13 protein-coding genes are annotated in these 14,886 nt (G+C 60.6%); 8 read left to right on the forward strand and 5 right to left on the reverse strand.

Annotated elements, in window-relative coordinates; genetic code table 11:
* Positions 1–8: 8 nt before the first annotated feature.
* The 5 genes from FBX99_RS04290 to FBX99_RS04310 all read right to left on the reverse strand — a co-directional run bounded on the left by FBX99_RS04290 (position 9) and on the right by FBX99_RS04310 (position 5,497).
* Complete coding sequence (locus FBX99_RS04290) at positions 9–1,673, reverse strand: AMP-binding protein (protein WP_145130723.1); 1,665 nt, start codon at positions 1,671–1,673, stop codon at positions 9–11.
* Between the two features lie 264 nt (positions 1,674–1,937).
* Positions 1,938–3,395, reverse strand: coding sequence for a glycosyltransferase family 39 protein (locus FBX99_RS04295; protein WP_256664118.1), 1,458 nt, complete (start codon positions 3,393–3,395; stop codon positions 1,938–1,940).
* A 67-nt stretch (positions 3,396–3,462) separates the two neighbouring features.
* Entirely contained in the window at positions 3,463–3,756 is a 294-nt protein-coding gene (locus FBX99_RS04300) for a lipid-A-disaccharide synthase N-terminal domain-containing protein (RefSeq protein WP_047703009.1), read from the reverse strand.
* A gap of 1 nt (position 3,757) precedes the next feature.
* The gene (locus FBX99_RS04305) at positions 3,758–4,501 is read right to left on the reverse strand and encodes a glycosyltransferase family 2 protein (protein ID WP_145130727.1); all 744 of its coding nucleotides are present in this window, start codon (positions 4,499–4,501) and stop codon (positions 3,758–3,760) included.
* A gap of 24 nt (positions 4,502–4,525) precedes the next feature.
* Complete coding sequence (locus FBX99_RS04310; RefSeq protein WP_145130729.1) at positions 4,526–5,497, reverse strand: NAD-dependent epimerase; 972 nt, start codon at positions 5,495–5,497, stop codon at positions 4,526–4,528.
* A gap of 578 nt (positions 5,498–6,075) precedes the next feature.
* Between FBX99_RS04310 and arnB the strand changes: the two genes are divergently transcribed.
* From arnB to FBX99_RS04350, 8 genes are read left to right on the forward strand one after another with little or no spacing between them, the layout of a single operon-like run.
* Positions 6,076–7,224 carry a UDP-4-amino-4-deoxy-L-arabinose aminotransferase gene (gene arnB, locus FBX99_RS04315; RefSeq protein WP_144930431.1) on the forward strand — a complete coding sequence of 383 codons (1,149 nt, stop codon included), beginning with the start codon at positions 6,076–6,078 and terminating at the stop codon, positions 7,222–7,224.
* A complete protein-coding gene (gene arnC, locus FBX99_RS04320) occupies positions 7,221–8,240 on the forward strand; it encodes an undecaprenyl-phosphate 4-deoxy-4-formamido-L-arabinose transferase (RefSeq protein WP_144930432.1) in 1,020 nt (339 codons plus the stop codon). The genes arnB and arnC overlap by 4 nt, the downstream gene beginning before the upstream one ends.
* A complete protein-coding gene (gene arnA, locus FBX99_RS04325) occupies positions 8,237–10,228 on the forward strand; it encodes a bifunctional UDP-4-amino-4-deoxy-L-arabinose formyltransferase/UDP-glucuronic acid oxidase ArnA (protein WP_144930433.1) in 1,992 nt (663 codons plus the stop codon). Before arnC ends, arnA begins: the two co-directional genes overlap by 4 nt.
* The gene (arnD, locus tag FBX99_RS04330; RefSeq protein WP_145130731.1) at positions 10,228–11,112 is read left to right on the forward strand and encodes a 4-deoxy-4-formamido-L-arabinose-phosphoundecaprenol deformylase; all 885 of its coding nucleotides are present in this window, start codon (positions 10,228–10,230) and stop codon (positions 11,110–11,112) included. The genes arnA and arnD overlap by 1 nt, the downstream gene beginning before the upstream one ends.
* The gene (arnT, locus tag FBX99_RS04335) at positions 11,109–12,758 is read left to right on the forward strand and encodes a lipid IV(A) 4-amino-4-deoxy-L-arabinosyltransferase (RefSeq protein ID WP_144930435.1); all 1,650 of its coding nucleotides are present in this window, start codon (positions 11,109–11,111) and stop codon (positions 12,756–12,758) included. The genes arnD and arnT overlap by 4 nt, the downstream gene beginning before the upstream one ends.
* Positions 12,755–13,099: a 4-amino-4-deoxy-L-arabinose-phosphoundecaprenol flippase subunit ArnE gene (gene arnE / locus FBX99_RS04340; RefSeq protein ID WP_144930436.1), complete on the forward strand. Its 345-nt coding sequence runs from the start codon at positions 12,755–12,757 to the stop codon at positions 13,097–13,099. Before arnT ends, arnE begins: the two co-directional genes overlap by 4 nt.
* Positions 13,096–13,497 (forward strand): 4-amino-4-deoxy-L-arabinose-phosphoundecaprenol flippase subunit ArnF, encoded by a 402-nt coding sequence (arnF, locus tag FBX99_RS04345; protein ID WP_144930437.1) that lies wholly within the window; start codon positions 13,096–13,098, stop codon positions 13,495–13,497. The genes arnE and arnF overlap by 4 nt, the downstream gene beginning before the upstream one ends.
* Complete coding sequence (locus FBX99_RS04350; RefSeq protein ID WP_145130733.1) at positions 13,494–14,873, forward strand: UDP-glucose/GDP-mannose dehydrogenase family protein; 1,380 nt, start codon at positions 13,494–13,496, stop codon at positions 14,871–14,873. The genes arnF and FBX99_RS04350 overlap by 4 nt, the downstream gene beginning before the upstream one ends.
* Positions 14,874–14,886: the final 13 nt, after the last annotated feature.

The following is a 14,886-nucleotide window of genomic DNA, read 5'->3' on the forward strand; positions in this document are numbered from 1 at the left end:
CCTTGGATTCAAGCTGAAACGTTAGCTGCCGCAGTCTCTTGAACTTTGGCGATTTCCTGGTTGCGCAAGATAAAGCGCTGCAATTTGCCGCTCGGGGTTTTCGGCAAATCGCTGACAAATTCGATTTCACGGGGATACGCATGGGCGGCCAGGCACTTGCGCACGTGTTGGCGCAGTTCTTCGGCCAGCTCCGGCGCGGCACGGTACTGGGCACTGAGCACGACGAAAGCCTTCACCAACTCGGTACGCTCCGGGTCGGGTTTGCCGACCACGGCGGCTTCCACCACGGCCGGGTGTTCGATCAAGGCGCTTTCCACGTCGAAAGGACCGACGCGATAGCCCGACGTGGTGATCACGTCGTCACTGCGACCGACGAAGCTGATACTGCCGTCCGGGTTCAGTTCGACGGTGTCACCGCTCAGGTAATAATTGCCAACGAACGCCTTGGTCGGCCCTCCTGCGTAACCGGCGAACCAGCACATCGGCGACTGGCTGCGGTCTACGGCGAGAATGCCTGGCTGGCCGACACCCAGTTCCTGGTGGTTCTCATCCAGTACCACGATCCGATGACCCGGCGAGGCAAAGCCGGCCGCCCCGAGGTGCACCGGATGCTCAAGCCCGTGGTGGTTGCACAGCACCATGCCCAGTTCGGTCTGGCCGTAATGGTCGTGGATCACCACGCCCAGGTTATCGGCGAACCAGCGGATCACTTCCGGGTTCAGCGGCTCGCCGGCACTGCTGACGATGCGCAGCCGGCCCTTGATCGAACGGGCGAACTGCTCGCCTCCGGCAATCAGCAGGCGATAGGCGGTGGGCGAGCCTGTGAGGTTGGTGATGCCGTATTTGTTGATGACCCGGCAGGTGCTTTCCAGGGTGAAGGGCCCATCGTAGAACGTGATGGGATGGCCCATCGCCAAGGGGCCGGTCACGCCGAAGTAGATTCCGTAGGCCCAGCCTGGATCGGCGAGGTTCCAGAAGGCATCTTCGGCACGCAGATCCACGGCGTCGCGGGTATAGCTCTGGAACGCGACGATGGCCTTGAGCGGTACGGCCAACGCCTTGGCCGGCCCGGTGGTGCCGGACGTGAACATCAGCAGGAATGGGTCTTCGCCGGTGAGCATCACCGGCTCGCACTGGTTGGAGTGGTTTGCCACTTCAGCCCAGAAACTGTAGTCGCCCCGCACGATTCCCCGGCCTTGTTCGCCGCCGATGGTGACCACCGTGGGGCAACCGCTCACTTCGTTGAGTTTGGGCCGGTTGACGCTGTCGGTGACGACGATGCGCGCGCCAGAGCTGCCGAGACGGTGCTCGATGGCCTTGGGTCCGAACGCGGTGAACAATGGCTGATACACGGCGCCGATGCGCCAGGTGGCAAGCACCACGATCAGCAGCTCCGCGGTGCGAGGCAACAGGCCGGCGACCTTGTCGCCCTTGGTCACGCCCTGGGCCAGCAGGAAATTGGCAAAGCGTGCGGCGTTATCCTGCAGGTCACGGTAGGTCCAGGTCGCGTCACTGCCGTCACGGCCTTCCCAGAACAAGGCGATACGTCCCGGCAACGCATGCCGGTCGCAACACTCGACACAGGCGTTCAGCGCCTGGAGCGAACCGTGCAGCGCGGCGTTGACGGTGTTCAAATAATCGAACTGCGACGTGGCGGACGAGTAATCGCGCATGACTAGAATCCCTCTGTACTTTTTATTGGTTGGGGAACCGTGAACAGAGGAATACTCGCGCCGAAGGGCTTGGGCGACAATGGTCAAAGCTATCAAGTTGGCTGACTGGTTTGGCCATGGTTTGATGCAGAAACTGGACTATGCAATGCACATTGTGGGAGCGGGCTTGCTCGCGAAAGCGTCGGACCAGTCAGCATATTTGCAAACTGCCCCACCGCTTTCGCGAGCAAGCCCGCTCCCACAGCGATTTGCGGCCAGCTCCCGCTACAAAGGCTGTTTCCAGGCAAACGAATACACCTTCCCCGGCGCCGGAGGCTGACATTGCTGGTTATCCGCATCGGCCCCCACCAGGAACCACTCGGCCCTGGAAGTCTCGCCGACGCTGCGAGCCTTTTGCGGGTCGTAGCAGCGCGCCAGCTCCCGCGCCGGCACCAACGCGTAGGCCTGCGGGTGGCTGCGCAGCCACAACGCGGACTGTTCCAGGGACTGATGGCTATAGAAGCCAAAATGCACGATGGGTTGTCGGGCGAACAACCAGTGCCCTTCACGCCACCCCACCAGTACCAACTCGGCGTTGTTGCTCAGTCGCGCGACGTCAGCCATGAGGGTTTCGTGAGGATTGACGCCCTCCTTATGGGGTTCGACGAAGCCACGGACAAACCAGGCGCACAGCCACACCACGGTCAGGACAAGGAAGACCTTCCTGCCCCGCGGACGTCGGCTGAACCAGCAGCGCAACATCCACGGAACCAGCGGCGCCACCAGCAGAATCAGCCCTGGCAATGCCGGAAAAATATACAGCTTGCGCTTGCCGCTGCTCAGGCTGAAGAACAGCAGCACCAGCACGACCCAGCCGAGCAATACCAGCACCCGCCCATCGTGCTTGAGCAATTGTCGGCGCCAGGCCGGCACCAGCCAGGGCAGCATGAAGAAAATCGGCAACCAGTACTTCGGGATCACCTCGACGAAGAAATACCAGAAGGGTTCACGATGCTCCCACGCGTTGGCATAGCGACCCGCCGTTTGCTTGAACAGGATTTCCTGGGCGTAGGCCACGCTGTCGGTACTGCCTTGCGCCACGATCAGCAACAACGGGCCCAGCCACACCGCAATGGCAGCCAGCGCCACCGGCAACCCCAGCCACCAGTGAGCGGTTTTCCCAGGCATCGGCGCCACGCCCTTCCAGCCTTTGCGCACCGCATAGGCATAGGGAATCAGCATCAACACCGGCAGAAAGCCAACCCCTTTGCTGATGATGCCGAACCCCATCGCCGCGCAGGCCATGTAGTACCAGCGCCAGTCCGGACCGAGCAGCAGGTGCCGGCACAGGCCATAAAGTCCCAGGATGGTCCAGAGCGCGAGAAAGCCATCGATCTGTCCGGTGCGCAGGATGCTGTAGGTCTGGTAGGTCGCCAGGAACAACAGCGCGGCGATCACGCCGATGCGCCGTCCCCACAGCCGCCGGCCCAGGTCATACAGGCAGGCAGTGGTCACGCTGCCGGCCAGCAGCGCGGGCAAGTACAAGGCAACTTTTGGCAAGTGGGTCAGTTGCACGAACAGCGCCACCGCCCACATGAACAGGGGCGGCTTGTCCGCATAGATTTCCCCGGCCCGATGGGGAATGAACCACGAGCCGTTCTGCAGCATTTCCAGGGCTACGCCGAGGAAACGTTCTTCATCGACATTCAGCGGTTGCCGCCAGCCGAGTCCGGCGCCCACCATGACCAACGCCAATAACGCAAAGCCCAGCCCTTCCAACCGTGGGGAAGCTAATCGTATCCGCACCGCTTCAGCCCCTTTTGTCCAGCTCGAGGCCTTTGTGTTCATGCTGCCTGGCGATCAATTGCAGATTGCGCAGGTACACAATGAAGCCGAAGGACTGGCCGAGAATGAACACCGGGTCTTGGCGATAAATGGCGTATGCCAGAAGCAAGGCACTGCCGGCGATGCTCAGGTACCAGAATCCGACCGGAATCACGCTGCGCTTCTTGTACTCGCTGTAGAGCCACTGCAAGGCAAAGCGCCCGGTAAAGACCAACTGGCCCATGAACCCCACGGCCAGCCACATCGATTCCCTGCCCATGTCAGGCCTCGCTTTCTTGCGCGTTGACGTCCAGGCGGGTGCGTTTTATCAACCACCACACCCCCAACAGATCGACGATGCCCACCAGGGCCCGGTCCAGGTTTCCATAATTGGACACTCCTGCCCCGCGTTCACGGTGGTTGACCGGCTGGACCAGCATCCGGCCGTTATGACGACGGATCAGGGCAGGAATGAACCGGTGCATGTGATCGAAGTACGGCAGGCGCAGAAAGGCGTCGCGCTCGATCAGTTTGATGCCGCAGCCGGTATCCGGGGTCTGGTCTTTCAGCAGGCTGGCGCGCAGCTTGTTGGCAAACCGCGAGGCCCAGCGCTTGCTCGCCGTGTCGCGACGGTTCACCCGGTGCCCCGCCACCAGCTTGACGCCCGCGGGCTTGCCCTCCGAACCGCGCACCAGGTCGAGCATCTTCGGCAAGTCGGCCGGATCGTTCTGACCATCACCATCCAGGGTCGCCAACCAGTGCCCGCGGGCCACCACGGCGGCGTGGTGGATGGAGGTGCTCTGCCCCAGGGAACGGGCATGGCTGAGCACCCGTAGTTGAGGGTAGCCCTGGCCTTGTAGCGAGCGCAGCTCGGCCGCAGTGGCGTCGGTGCTGCCATCGTCCACCACGATGACTTCGAAGGCCTCGTTGACCAGCGCCCTACGCACCTCCTCCAATAACGGAATGAGATTGCCTGCTTCGTTCTTCGCCGGGATCAAGACGGATACATAAGGGGTTTCGTGCATGACTTACCTATTCGAAATGCGCGGTTAAACGCGGTAATAGTCGCGGTACCAATCGACAAACGACCGCACACCGTTGGACACCGGAACCTGCGGACGAAAATCCACCCGCTCTTCCAGGTCACGGGTGTCCGCCCACGTGTCGACCACATCGCCTGATTGCAACGGCAAGAAATTCTTGATGGCGCGGATACCCGTCGCCTCTTCGATGCATTCGACAAACTGCAGGAGTTTCACCGGCGAACCGCGTCCAATGTTGTAGACCTTGTTCGGTGCACCGCTTTCATCGGTAGGCGGCCGCGGCAGTAATCGCACGAGGCCTTCGACAATGTCGTCGATGTAGGTGAAATCCCGAGACATCGCGCCATCGTTGTACACATCGATGGCGCGGCCGTTGAGGATGGCATCCGTGAACTTGAACAGCGCCATGTCGGGTCGGCCCCAAGGCCCATACACGGTAAAAAAGCGCAGGCCGGTCGTGGGGATGCCGTAGAGATGGGAGTAGGAATGAGCCATCAACTCATTGGCACGCTTGGTCGCGGCGTAGAACGACATGGGTCGATCGACCGGGTCGGTGGTGGCATACGGCAGGTGATCGCTCAAGCCATACACCGAACTGCTCGAGGCATAGATCAGATGCGCCGGCCCATGGGCACGACAGGCTTCGAGGATGTTGAGGAAGCCCACCAGATTGCTTTGCGCGTAGGTGTCCGGATTGTCGATGGAGTAACGCACGCCGGCCTGGGCAGCCAGGTGGATGACCTGTTCGAAACACTGTTCGGCAAACAGATCCTGCAACGCTTGCTTGTCAGCCACATCGAGCCAACGGAACTGAAAGTTGGAACAGGCGTCCAGTTGCGCAAGCCGGTCCCGTTTCAACTCGACGCTGTAATAGCTGTTGAGGTTATCGACACCAATGACCTGGTGACCATCGGCGCATAAGCGCTTGACGGTATGAAAGCCGATGAAACCGGCGGCGCCGGTGACCAGAATTTTCATGCGTCGGATTCCTGTCCAACCGGGAGACAGGAGATCGCCTTGAAACTGACATACCCGCTACTCAAAACAGTCACTTGTATACGTCACTCTGCTGGATGGCCCGACTTCTCGGCACTTGCAGAACTTTTATCAAACTTAAATGACGGTTTTGTGATCGAAACATGACTCGCTGGACGCTCGAATGCCGAACGTAGAAAGCGATCAGCTGCGCGAGCCTGTTGATAGGTTCAAACAGCATCCACCCAGTAGAAGAACATGTAATACAAATAGAAAATGCCTCGTAAGCATTTTGCTACTACCCATGTAAGAAACAGGCTCTAACGTAAAAAACGCCTATAAGTGAAGTTTTTTTTACCCAGCTGTTTTTCACACTTATTTCAAAAAAAACCGCCTAACCTCAAAGAACAGGGGCCAACTCGACCTGAATATGCATCTGCCCAACCGAAACCGAAACACTTCCTGTGATGCTTCTCTTGCGAGGTAACTCCTTGATACAGCCTTGCTTTTAGGGGCTACGCTATCTTGGATCCAATCTATCGTTTCAACGTCTACTGACTCTTCAGTTCCCTGGGGTACCCATGACTCAATCGTTTCTTCCCTTCTCTCGCCCCAGCATTGGCGATGAAGAGATTGCCGCTGTAAATGAGGTACTGCGCTCCGGCTGGATCACCACGGGTCCAAAAAATCAGCAACTTGAAGAGCAGTTCGCCGCGTATGTGGGTTGCCGCCACGCTGTTGCACTTTCTTCGGCCACCGGCGGTATGCACATTGCGTTACTGGCACTAGGCATTGGCCCGGGCGATGAAGTCATTACGCCGTCCCAGACCTGGGTATCGACCGCCAACATGATCTGCCTGTTGGGTGCCACGCCAGTATTCGTCGACGTGGACCGCGACACACTCATGAGCGATCTTTCGAGTATCGAAGCCGTTATCACCTCGCGCACCAAAGCAATCATCCCGGTGCACTACGCCGGCGCCGCGTTCGATCTCGACCCTCTCTATGCATTGGCGGACAAACACGGCATCGCCGTTATCGAGGACGCCGCGCACGCGGCTGGCACCCTCTACAAAGGTCGCCACGTCGGGGCCCAAGGCACGGCAATTTTCTCGTTCCATGCGATCAAGAACATGACTTGCGCCGAAGGCGCCATGTTCGTCACGGACGATGAAGCACTCGCCGCCCGGGTGCGCATGCTCAAGTTCCACGGCCTCGGCGTTGACGCCTACGACCGCCTCACCCATGGTCGCAAACCCCAGGCGCAGGTGATGGAGCCGGGGTTCAAATACAACCTGGCCGACATCAATGCCGCCATCGCTCTCGTGCAATTGGAGCGCCTGGACGAAATCAACGCCAAACGCACCGAACTGGCCAAGGCCTACCTGCAACGGTTGGAAGGTTCAAAGGTGCAGCCATTGGCGCTTCCGGCCTATGCGCAGCAGCACGCCTGGCACCTGTTCATCCTGCGCATCGATGCCGAGCGCTGCGGCCTGGACCGCGAAGCGTTCATGAAAGCCTTGCAGGCGCAGGACATCGGCACGGGCATCCATTTCATCGGAACGCACCTGCACACCTACTACCGCCAGCGCTTCCCCGACGTCCATCTACCCAATACCGAATGGAATTCGGCACGTCTGTGCTCGATTCCGCTGTTTCCCGACATGACCGGCGATGACGTGAACCGCGTTGTCGACACCATTGAAAACGTCTTGGACGCCCACCTGTGAAACCTTACCCGATCAATTGCGTGTCGATTGTCATCCCGGTCTACAACGAACAAGAGAGCCTGCCCGAGTTGCTTCGACGTACCGAAGCGGCGTGCCGGCAATTGCACCACAAGTACGAAATCGTGCTGGTCGACGACGGCAGTCGGGACGAGTCGGCGCAGATCCTGGAAGAGGCTGCGACGCTGCGAGGCAGCCCGATCGTCGCGGTGATCCTGAACCGCAATTATGGTCAGCACGCCGCGATCATGGCCGGTTTCGAGCAGTGCAAGGGCGATGTCATCATCACCCTCGACGCCGACCTGCAAAACCCGCCCGAAGAGATTCCACGCCTGGTGGCCCAGGCCGAACTGGGCTATGACGTGGTCGCCACGGTACGCAACAACCGCCAGGATTCGGCCCTGCGGCGCTGGCCGTCGAAGCTGATCAACCTGGCGGTGCAGCGCTCCACCGGCGTTGCCATGAGCGACTATGGCTGCATGCTGCGCGCCTATCGGCGGTCCATCGTCGACGCCATGCTCGCGTGCCGCGAACGCAGCACCTTCATCCCGATCCTCGCCAACAGCTTTGCCCGGCATACCACAGAGATCCTGGTGAGCCATGCCGAGCGCGAGCACGGAGAGTCCAAGTACAGCGCCATGCGCCTGGTCAACCTGATGTTTGACCTGATCACCTGTATGACCACCACACCTCTACGGCTGCTGAGCATCGTTGGCTTCGCCATGGCCGGCCTGGGCGTGCTGTTCGCCATGGCCTTGATCGTGCTGCGGCTGGTCTTCGGTGCCAGTTGGGCCGGCGGCGGGACGTTCGTGCTGTTCGCCGTGCTGTTCGTGTTCACCGGCGGGCAGTTCATTGGCATGGGTTTGCTGGGCGAGTACCTGGGGCGGATGTACAGCGACGTGCGAGCGCGCCCACGGTTCTTCGTCGAAAAGGTTCTGCGTGGACAGCCTGCCGTGCCCCCACCCGTTATCACCGTTGATGGCCTCACTTCCACTTCTTCAGACCAGGTTCTCTCATGAGCGTAAAAGCCGTTGTTTTCGCCTATCACGATATTGGCTGTGTCGGTATCGAAACCCTGCTCGACTCCGGCTTCGATATTGTCGCGGTGTTTACCCACGCCGACGACCCAAAGGAGAACACCTTCTACGGCTCCGTCGCGCAATTGTGCGCACGCAAGGGCATCCCGGTTCATGCTCCCGAAGACGTCAATCATCCGCTGTGGGTCGAGCGCATCGGCAAACTCGATCCCGATTACCTGTTCTCGTTCTACTACCGTCACTTGCTGAGCGAACCGCTGCTCGCCATCGCCCCTAAAGGCGCGTTCAACCTGCACGGCTCCCTGCTGCCGCGCTATCGTGGACGGGCGCCAGCCAACTGGGTACTGGTCAATGGTGAAACCGAAACCGGCGTGACCCTGCATCGCATGGTCAAGCGCGCGGATGCCGGTGCGATCCTGGCCCAGCAACGGGTGGCCATCGAGCGCAGCGACACCGCGTTGACCTTGCATGGCAAATTACGCCAGGCGGCCACCGACCTGCTGCGCGACACCCTGCCCACGTTGCTTGCCGGTGAAGCCAGCGAAACGGAGCAGGACGAATCCAAGGCCACGGTGTTCGGTCGGCGCACGGCGGCGGACGGCAGACTGGTCTGGCAGCGCCCGGCCGAAGAACTGTTCAACCTGGTCCGGGCGGTGACCCAGCCTTATCCCGGGGCGTTTTGTGCCGTCGGCGAACACAAGCTGATCGTCTGGAGCGCGGAAGTCGTCGAGGGCAACGAAGGCCAGGATCCGGGGCGCGTCATCAGCGTCGATCCGCTGCGCATTGCGTGTGGCGTGGATTCGTTGGTGATCACCTCGGGCCAACGCAACGAAAACGGCTTGTACCTGGGCGGGCCACAATTGGCCAACGAGTTGGGACTGGTCGACGGCTCGTTGCTGCACGGCACTGAGTCCCGCCGGGGCCCACGGCGTACCCGGGTGTTGATCCTGGGCGTCAACGGTTTCATCGGCAATCACCTGTCGGAACGCTTGCTGCGCGACGATAAATACGATGTCTATGGCCTCGACATCGGCTCCGATGCCATCGAACGCCTGCGCAGTCATCCGCATTTCCATTTCGTCGAAGGCGACATCAGCATCCATTCCGAGTGGATCGAATACCACATCAAGAAATGCGACGTCATCCTGCCGCTGGTCGCCATCGCCACCCCCATCGAGTACACCCGAAATCCGCTGCGGGTGTTCGAGTTGGATTTCGAAGAGAACCTGAAACTGGTTCGCTACTGCGTCAAGTACAACAAGCGCGTGATCTTCCCCTCGACGTCCGAAGTCTATGGCATGTGCCAGGACAACAACTTCGACGAAGACACCTCCAACCTCACTGTCGGCCCGATCAACAAGCAGCGCTGGATCTACTCGATTTCCAAGCAACTGCTCGACCGGGTGATCTGGGCCTACGGCCAACAAGGCCTGAAATTCACTTTGTTTCGCCCCTTCAACTGGATGGGCCCGCGCCTGGATCGATTGGATTCGGCACGCATCGGCAGCTCCCGAGCGATTACCCAATTGATCCTCAACCTGGTGGAAGGTACGCCGATCCGCCTGTTCGATGGCGGTGAACAGAAGCGTTGCTTCACTGATATTGCCGACGGTGTCGAAGCACTGGCGCGGATCGTCGACAACGAGAACAACGCCTGCAACGGCCAGATCATCAACATCGGCAACCCGGACAACGAAGCCAGCATTCGCCAATTGGGCGAGGAGCTGCTGCGACAGTTCGAGGCACACCCGCTGCGCGACAACTTTCCGCCCTTCGCCGGGTTCCGTGATGTCGAAAGCAAGGCCTTCTATGGCACCGGTTACCAAGACGTCTCACACCGCAAACCGAGCATCGCCAATGCCAAGCGCCTGCTGGACTGGACGCCAACCGTGCAGATGAGTGAAACCATCGGCAACACGCTGGATTTCTTCCTGCGCGAAGCCATGCGCGAAATCGCGGACAAGCGTTGATGCAGGCGGGTCTTCGAATCGATGTCGACACCTACCGAGGCACACGTGAGGGTGTGCCGCAGTTACTGGACATTCTCCAGGAGGCACAGGTCAAGGCGACGTTTTTCTTCAGCGTTGGACCCGACAACATGGGGCGTCATCTGTGGCGCCTGTTGCGGCCGCAGTTCCTTTGGAAAATGCTGCGCTCCAACGCCGTCGGGTTATACGGCTGGGACATCTTACTGGCCGGCACCGCCTGGCCTGGCAAGCCTATCGGCCGCGATCTCGGGCACCTGATGCGTCAGGCCCGGGCGGCTGGCCATGAGGTCGGTTTGCACGCCTGGGATCACCATGGCTGGCAGGCCAATGCCGGACGCTGGGAGCACGCGCAGCTGATCGAGCAGATTCGCCGAGGCGTAGACAGCCTCAGCGATATCCTCGGTGAACCCGTTACCTGCTCGGCGGCGGCCGGTTGGCGCGCGGATGAGCGTGTGATCGAGGCCAAGCAGGCGTTTGGCTTTCGCTATAACAGCGATTGCCGGGGGCAGAGCCTGTTCCGCCCCGCGCTGGCCGATGGAGGCCTGGGCACGCCGCAGATTCCCGTAGACCTACCGACCTTCGATGAGGTGGTCGGCCCAAGCGTCATGGCCAAGGATTACAACGCTTTCATTCTTGAGCGCTTTGCCGCCGGCAAACTCAACGTCTACACGATCCATGCCGAAGTAGAAGGGATACTGATGGCCAACCATTTCCGTCAATTGCTGGCGCAAGCACGCCAGCGAAGCATCCGTTTTCAGCCCTTGGGTGATCTGCTGCCCACCGCCGTTGACGGCTTGCCTGCAGGTCGTGTGAAGCGCGGCACGCTCGAAGGCCGCGAAGGCTGGCTGGGAGTGCAAGGCGCATGAGCAAGCCTTGGGCACTACCGCTGCTGCTGGCGACCTGTCTGTTGGCTTACCTGCTGCCGCTGGGCAGTCATGGGCTGTGGATTCCCGACGAAACCCGCTATGCCCAGATCAGCCAGGGCATGCTGCTGAGCGGCGACTGGGTGTCGCCCCAGTTCATGAGCCTGCGCTACTTCGAAAAACCGGCGGCCGGCTATTGGATGATCGCCGTCGGCCAGGCGCTGTTCGGTGAGAATCTGTTCGGTGTGCGCATCGCCTCGGCCATCAGCATCGGGCTCAGCGTGCTGCTGTGCTACTTGCTTGCCCGCCGGCTCTGGAACGATCCTCGCAAGAGTTTCGTCTGCGCGCTGCTGTACATGAGCCTGACCGTGGTCGCCGGCGCCGCGGGCTACGCCAACCTCGATCCGCAGTTCACCTTCTGGGTCAATCTGAGCCTGGCCGCCTTGTGGTTTGCCCTGGATAGCAGTGTCCGCCGCCAACGCCTGATCGGCTGGGCGATGCTGGGGCTGGCCTGCGGCATGGGTTTCTTGACCAAGGGTTTTCTTGCCTGGTTGTTGCCGGTGCTGATCGCCCTGCCCTGGATGGCCTGGCAACGCCGCTGGCGTGAGTTGCTGGTCTTCGGGCCGCTGGCGATCGCCGTGGCCATTGTCGTCAGCCTGCCCTGGGCCCTGGCGGTGCACACCGAAGAACCGGATTACTGGCGGTTCTTCTTCTGGCACGAACATATCCGGCGCTTTGCCGGGGACGATGCCCAACATAACGCGCCCTGGTGGTTCTATCTGCCGCTGCTGGTGGCGTTCAGTCTGCCCTGGGTCGCGCTGTTGCCCCCTGCGCTGCGGCAGGCGTGGCAGACCCGGCGCCAGGCGAGTATCGCGTTCCTGTTGTTGTGGCTGTTGATGCCGCTGGCGTTTTTCAGCCTCAGCAAAGGCAAGTTGCCAAGCTACATCCTGCCGTGCCTGCTGCCCCTGGCGCTGCTCCTGGGCCATGCCCTGGCGGACCGGCTGAAGCACAAGCAGGGCCGCTCCCTTGTCATCAATGGTTGGCTCAACCTGACACTGGGCCTGCTGGTGCTATTCGCCCTGGTCTACCTGCAACTGAAAAAACCGCTGTACAACCATGAGCCGCAACACCTGACATTATTGTCCGTCGGCCTGGTCGGCTGGATCATGACCAACCTGCTGCAAGCTCTCCAGCCGTTGCGCTGCTGGGCTGCTCCGGCCTTCGGTAGCTTGCTGTTGATCGGGTTGCTACCGGCGGCAATGCCGGCGTCCGTGGTCACCAACAAGATGCCCGATCAGTTCATCCTCGAACACCTCGAGGCGCTCAGCCATACCGACAAGTTGCTGAGCAACGATCTTGGCGCCGCGTCCGCCCTCGCCTGGCGCCTGAGGCGCACGGAAGTGGCGTTGTACAACACCATTGGCGAGCTGAAATATGGCCTTGCCTACCCTGATGGCCTACGGCAACGGGTCGACCCGCCACAGGTCGAGCAATGGATGCGCGACGCCCGTCGAAACGGTCCGGTCGGCGTGGTCATGCGGGTCAAGGGTGAGGAAGAACTTCAGGAAATCGAACGGTTGCCCAAGGATGGGAAACGTTACGAACGGGGCAACCTGGTCATCCTGATCTTCCCACAGGACGCGTCATGAGCCTGTTGCTGTTATTGGCTGCCTGCGTGCTGACGTGCCTGGGACAGATAGCCCAGAAGTACGCCGTCGAGGGTTGGCGTGGCCGATCATCGGGCTGGGGCGAGAAGCTGCGCTCGCCATGGCTGTGGCTGGCGCTGGCGGCGCTGGGGGCCGGCCTGCTGGTGTGGTTGCTGGTATTGCAACGCCTCGAAGTGGGCGTCGCCTACCCGATGCTGAGCCTGAATTTCGTATTGATCACCCTGGTCGCCCGGTTTGTGTTCCACGAGACCATCGACCACCGCCATTGGCTGGGCGTCGCCCTGGTGATCGCCGGGGTGATATTGCTGGGACAGCACGCATGAACCTTCGTCGCGGTGTCATCTTTGCGCTGGGCAGCGTGTTACTGGTCAGCCTTGCGCAGTTGGCTTTGCGTTGGAGCATGAGTCGTCTTCCGCTGCCCGGACAGTGGCTCACAGGCAGCGTCGATCCAACGGCACTGGCCGTGGTACTGGGTGCCGTTGTTGCCTATGCCTTGTCGATGCTCTGTTGGCTGGTTGCGCTGCGGGATCTGCCGTTGGGCCGAGCCTATTCGCTGCTGAGCATCAGCTATGCGCTGGTGTACCTGCTTGCCGCCGTGCTGCCGGTCTTCAATGAAGGCTTCAGCCTTTCGAAAAGCCTCGGAGTGACCTTGGTCATCCTCGGCGTCCTCACCATCAACTCTCGCCCCGTTCAAGCATCCGAACCCAGGAAGGTCGTATGAAAATCAGTGTATTCGGTAGCGGCTATGTCGGTCTGGTCCAGGCAGCCGTGCTGGCAGAGGTCGGTCATGATGTCGTCTGCATGGACATCGACTGTGAGAAGGTGTCCGCCCTCAATCAGGGGCACGTCAACATCTTCGAACCTGGCCTGGCCGCGTTGGTAAAGGACAACCTGGATAACGGAAGGCTGCGTTTTACCTGCGAGGAAAAGCCTGCCGTGGAGCATGGCAAGGTCCTGTTCATCGCCGTAGGCACGCCTTCGCAGCCGGACGGTTCGGCAGACCTGAGCAGTGTTTTCGCGGTGGGTGAAGCCATCGCCCGGCACCGTAGCGAGCCCGTCATCGTCGTTGAAAAATCCACGGTCCCCGTGGGCACGGGAGATGCCCTGCGTGATCGGATAAACGAGGCCCTGCGGCACCACAGCCGAATACTGGATTTCGATATCGTCTCAAACCCGGAGTTTCTCAAGGAAGGCTCGGCCGTCGCCGATTGCAGGCGGCCTGACCGGATCGTCATCGGGTGCGAGCGGGATGATGTCCGCGACGTGATGCGCGAACTCTATGGGCCCTTCAATCGCAACCATGAACGCATCATGTTCATGGACCTGCGCAGTGCCGAGCTGACCAAATACGCGGCTAACTGCATGCTTGCTACCAAGATCAGCTTCATCAACCAGATCGCCGAGCTGGCCGAGCATCTGGGCGCCGACGTCGAATCGGTGCGCCTGGGCATCGGTGCCGACTCGCGCATCGGCTATGACTTCATCTACCCCGGTTGCGGCTATGGCGGCTCCTGCTTTCCCAAGGACATGCGCGCGTTGATCCACAGCGCCCAGCAGGCCCGATGCTCCAATGACCTGTTGCAGGCGGTGGAAGCGATCAACCAGCGACAAAAGCAAAAACTGTTCGAGCGAATCAACGCGTTCTACGAGGGCGATCTCCAAGGTCGAACGTTCGCGGTGTGGGGCCTGGCATTCAAGCCCAACACCGATGACATGCGGGATGCGCCCAGCCGGGCACTCATGGAAGCGCTTTGGGAAGCCGGCGCACATGTCCGGGCATTTGACCCGGAGGCCATGCGCCAGACCCAATCGTTGTACCCGGATCATCTCAATCTCAGCCTGATGGGCACACCGGAAGCAACCCTCAGCGGTGCCGATGCGCTGATCATCTGCACCGAGTGGCAACAGTTCAAGGCGCCGGATTTCGACCTGATCCAAAAACGGCTCAAGGCCCCGGTGATCTTTGACGGTCGCAACCTGTACGACGCAGAGCGCCTGGCACAACGGGGGTTCCAGTACTTTCCGATAGGCCGTGGCGACTCGTGCAAGTTGCCGATTTCACATCAAACAAAGTGGGAAGCCCGCATCGCGCGCTGAAAGCCGAAACCCG

Origin of the sequence: Pseudomonas sp. SJZ074 (genome assembly GCF_007828215.1) — a bacterium.
Taxonomy (GTDB): domain Bacteria; phylum Pseudomonadota; class Gammaproteobacteria; order Pseudomonadales; family Pseudomonadaceae; genus Aquipseudomonas.

Coding starts and splice junctions, on each gene's coding strand:
- FBX99_RS04295 (WP_256664118.1), bottom strand. CDS start 3,395: ATGGTGGGCGCCGGACTCGGCTGGCGGCAACCGCTGAATGTCGATGAA.
- FBX99_RS04305 (WP_145130727.1), bottom strand. CDS start 4,501: ATGCACGAAACCCCTTATGTATCCGTCTTGATCCCGGCGAAGAACGAA.
- arnT (WP_144930435.1), top strand. CDS start 11,109: ATGAGCAAGCCTTGGGCACTACCGCTGCTGCTGGCGACCTGTCTGTTG.
- arnA (WP_144930433.1), top strand. CDS start 8,237: ATGAGCGTAAAAGCCGTTGTTTTCGCCTATCACGATATTGGCTGTGTC.
- FBX99_RS04300 (WP_047703009.1), bottom strand. CDS start 3,756: ATGGGCAGGGAATCGATGTGGCTGGCCGTGGGGTTCATGGGCCAGTTG.
- FBX99_RS04290 (WP_145130723.1), bottom strand. CDS start 1,673: ATGCGCGATTACTCGTCCGCCACGTCGCAGTTCGATTATTTGAACACC.
- arnE (WP_144930436.1), top strand. CDS start 12,755: ATGAGCCTGTTGCTGTTATTGGCTGCCTGCGTGCTGACGTGCCTGGGA.
- arnD (WP_145130731.1), top strand. CDS start 10,228: ATGCAGGCGGGTCTTCGAATCGATGTCGACACCTACCGAGGCACACGT.
- arnB (WP_144930431.1), top strand. CDS start 6,076: ATGACTCAATCGTTTCTTCCCTTCTCTCGCCCCAGCATTGGCGATGAA.
- arnF (WP_144930437.1), top strand. CDS start 13,096: ATGAACCTTCGTCGCGGTGTCATCTTTGCGCTGGGCAGCGTGTTACTG.
- FBX99_RS04350 (WP_145130733.1), top strand. CDS start 13,494: ATGAAAATCAGTGTATTCGGTAGCGGCTATGTCGGTCTGGTCCAGGCA.
- FBX99_RS04310 (WP_145130729.1), bottom strand. CDS start 5,497: ATGAAAATTCTGGTCACCGGCGCCGCCGGTTTCATCGGCTTTCATACC.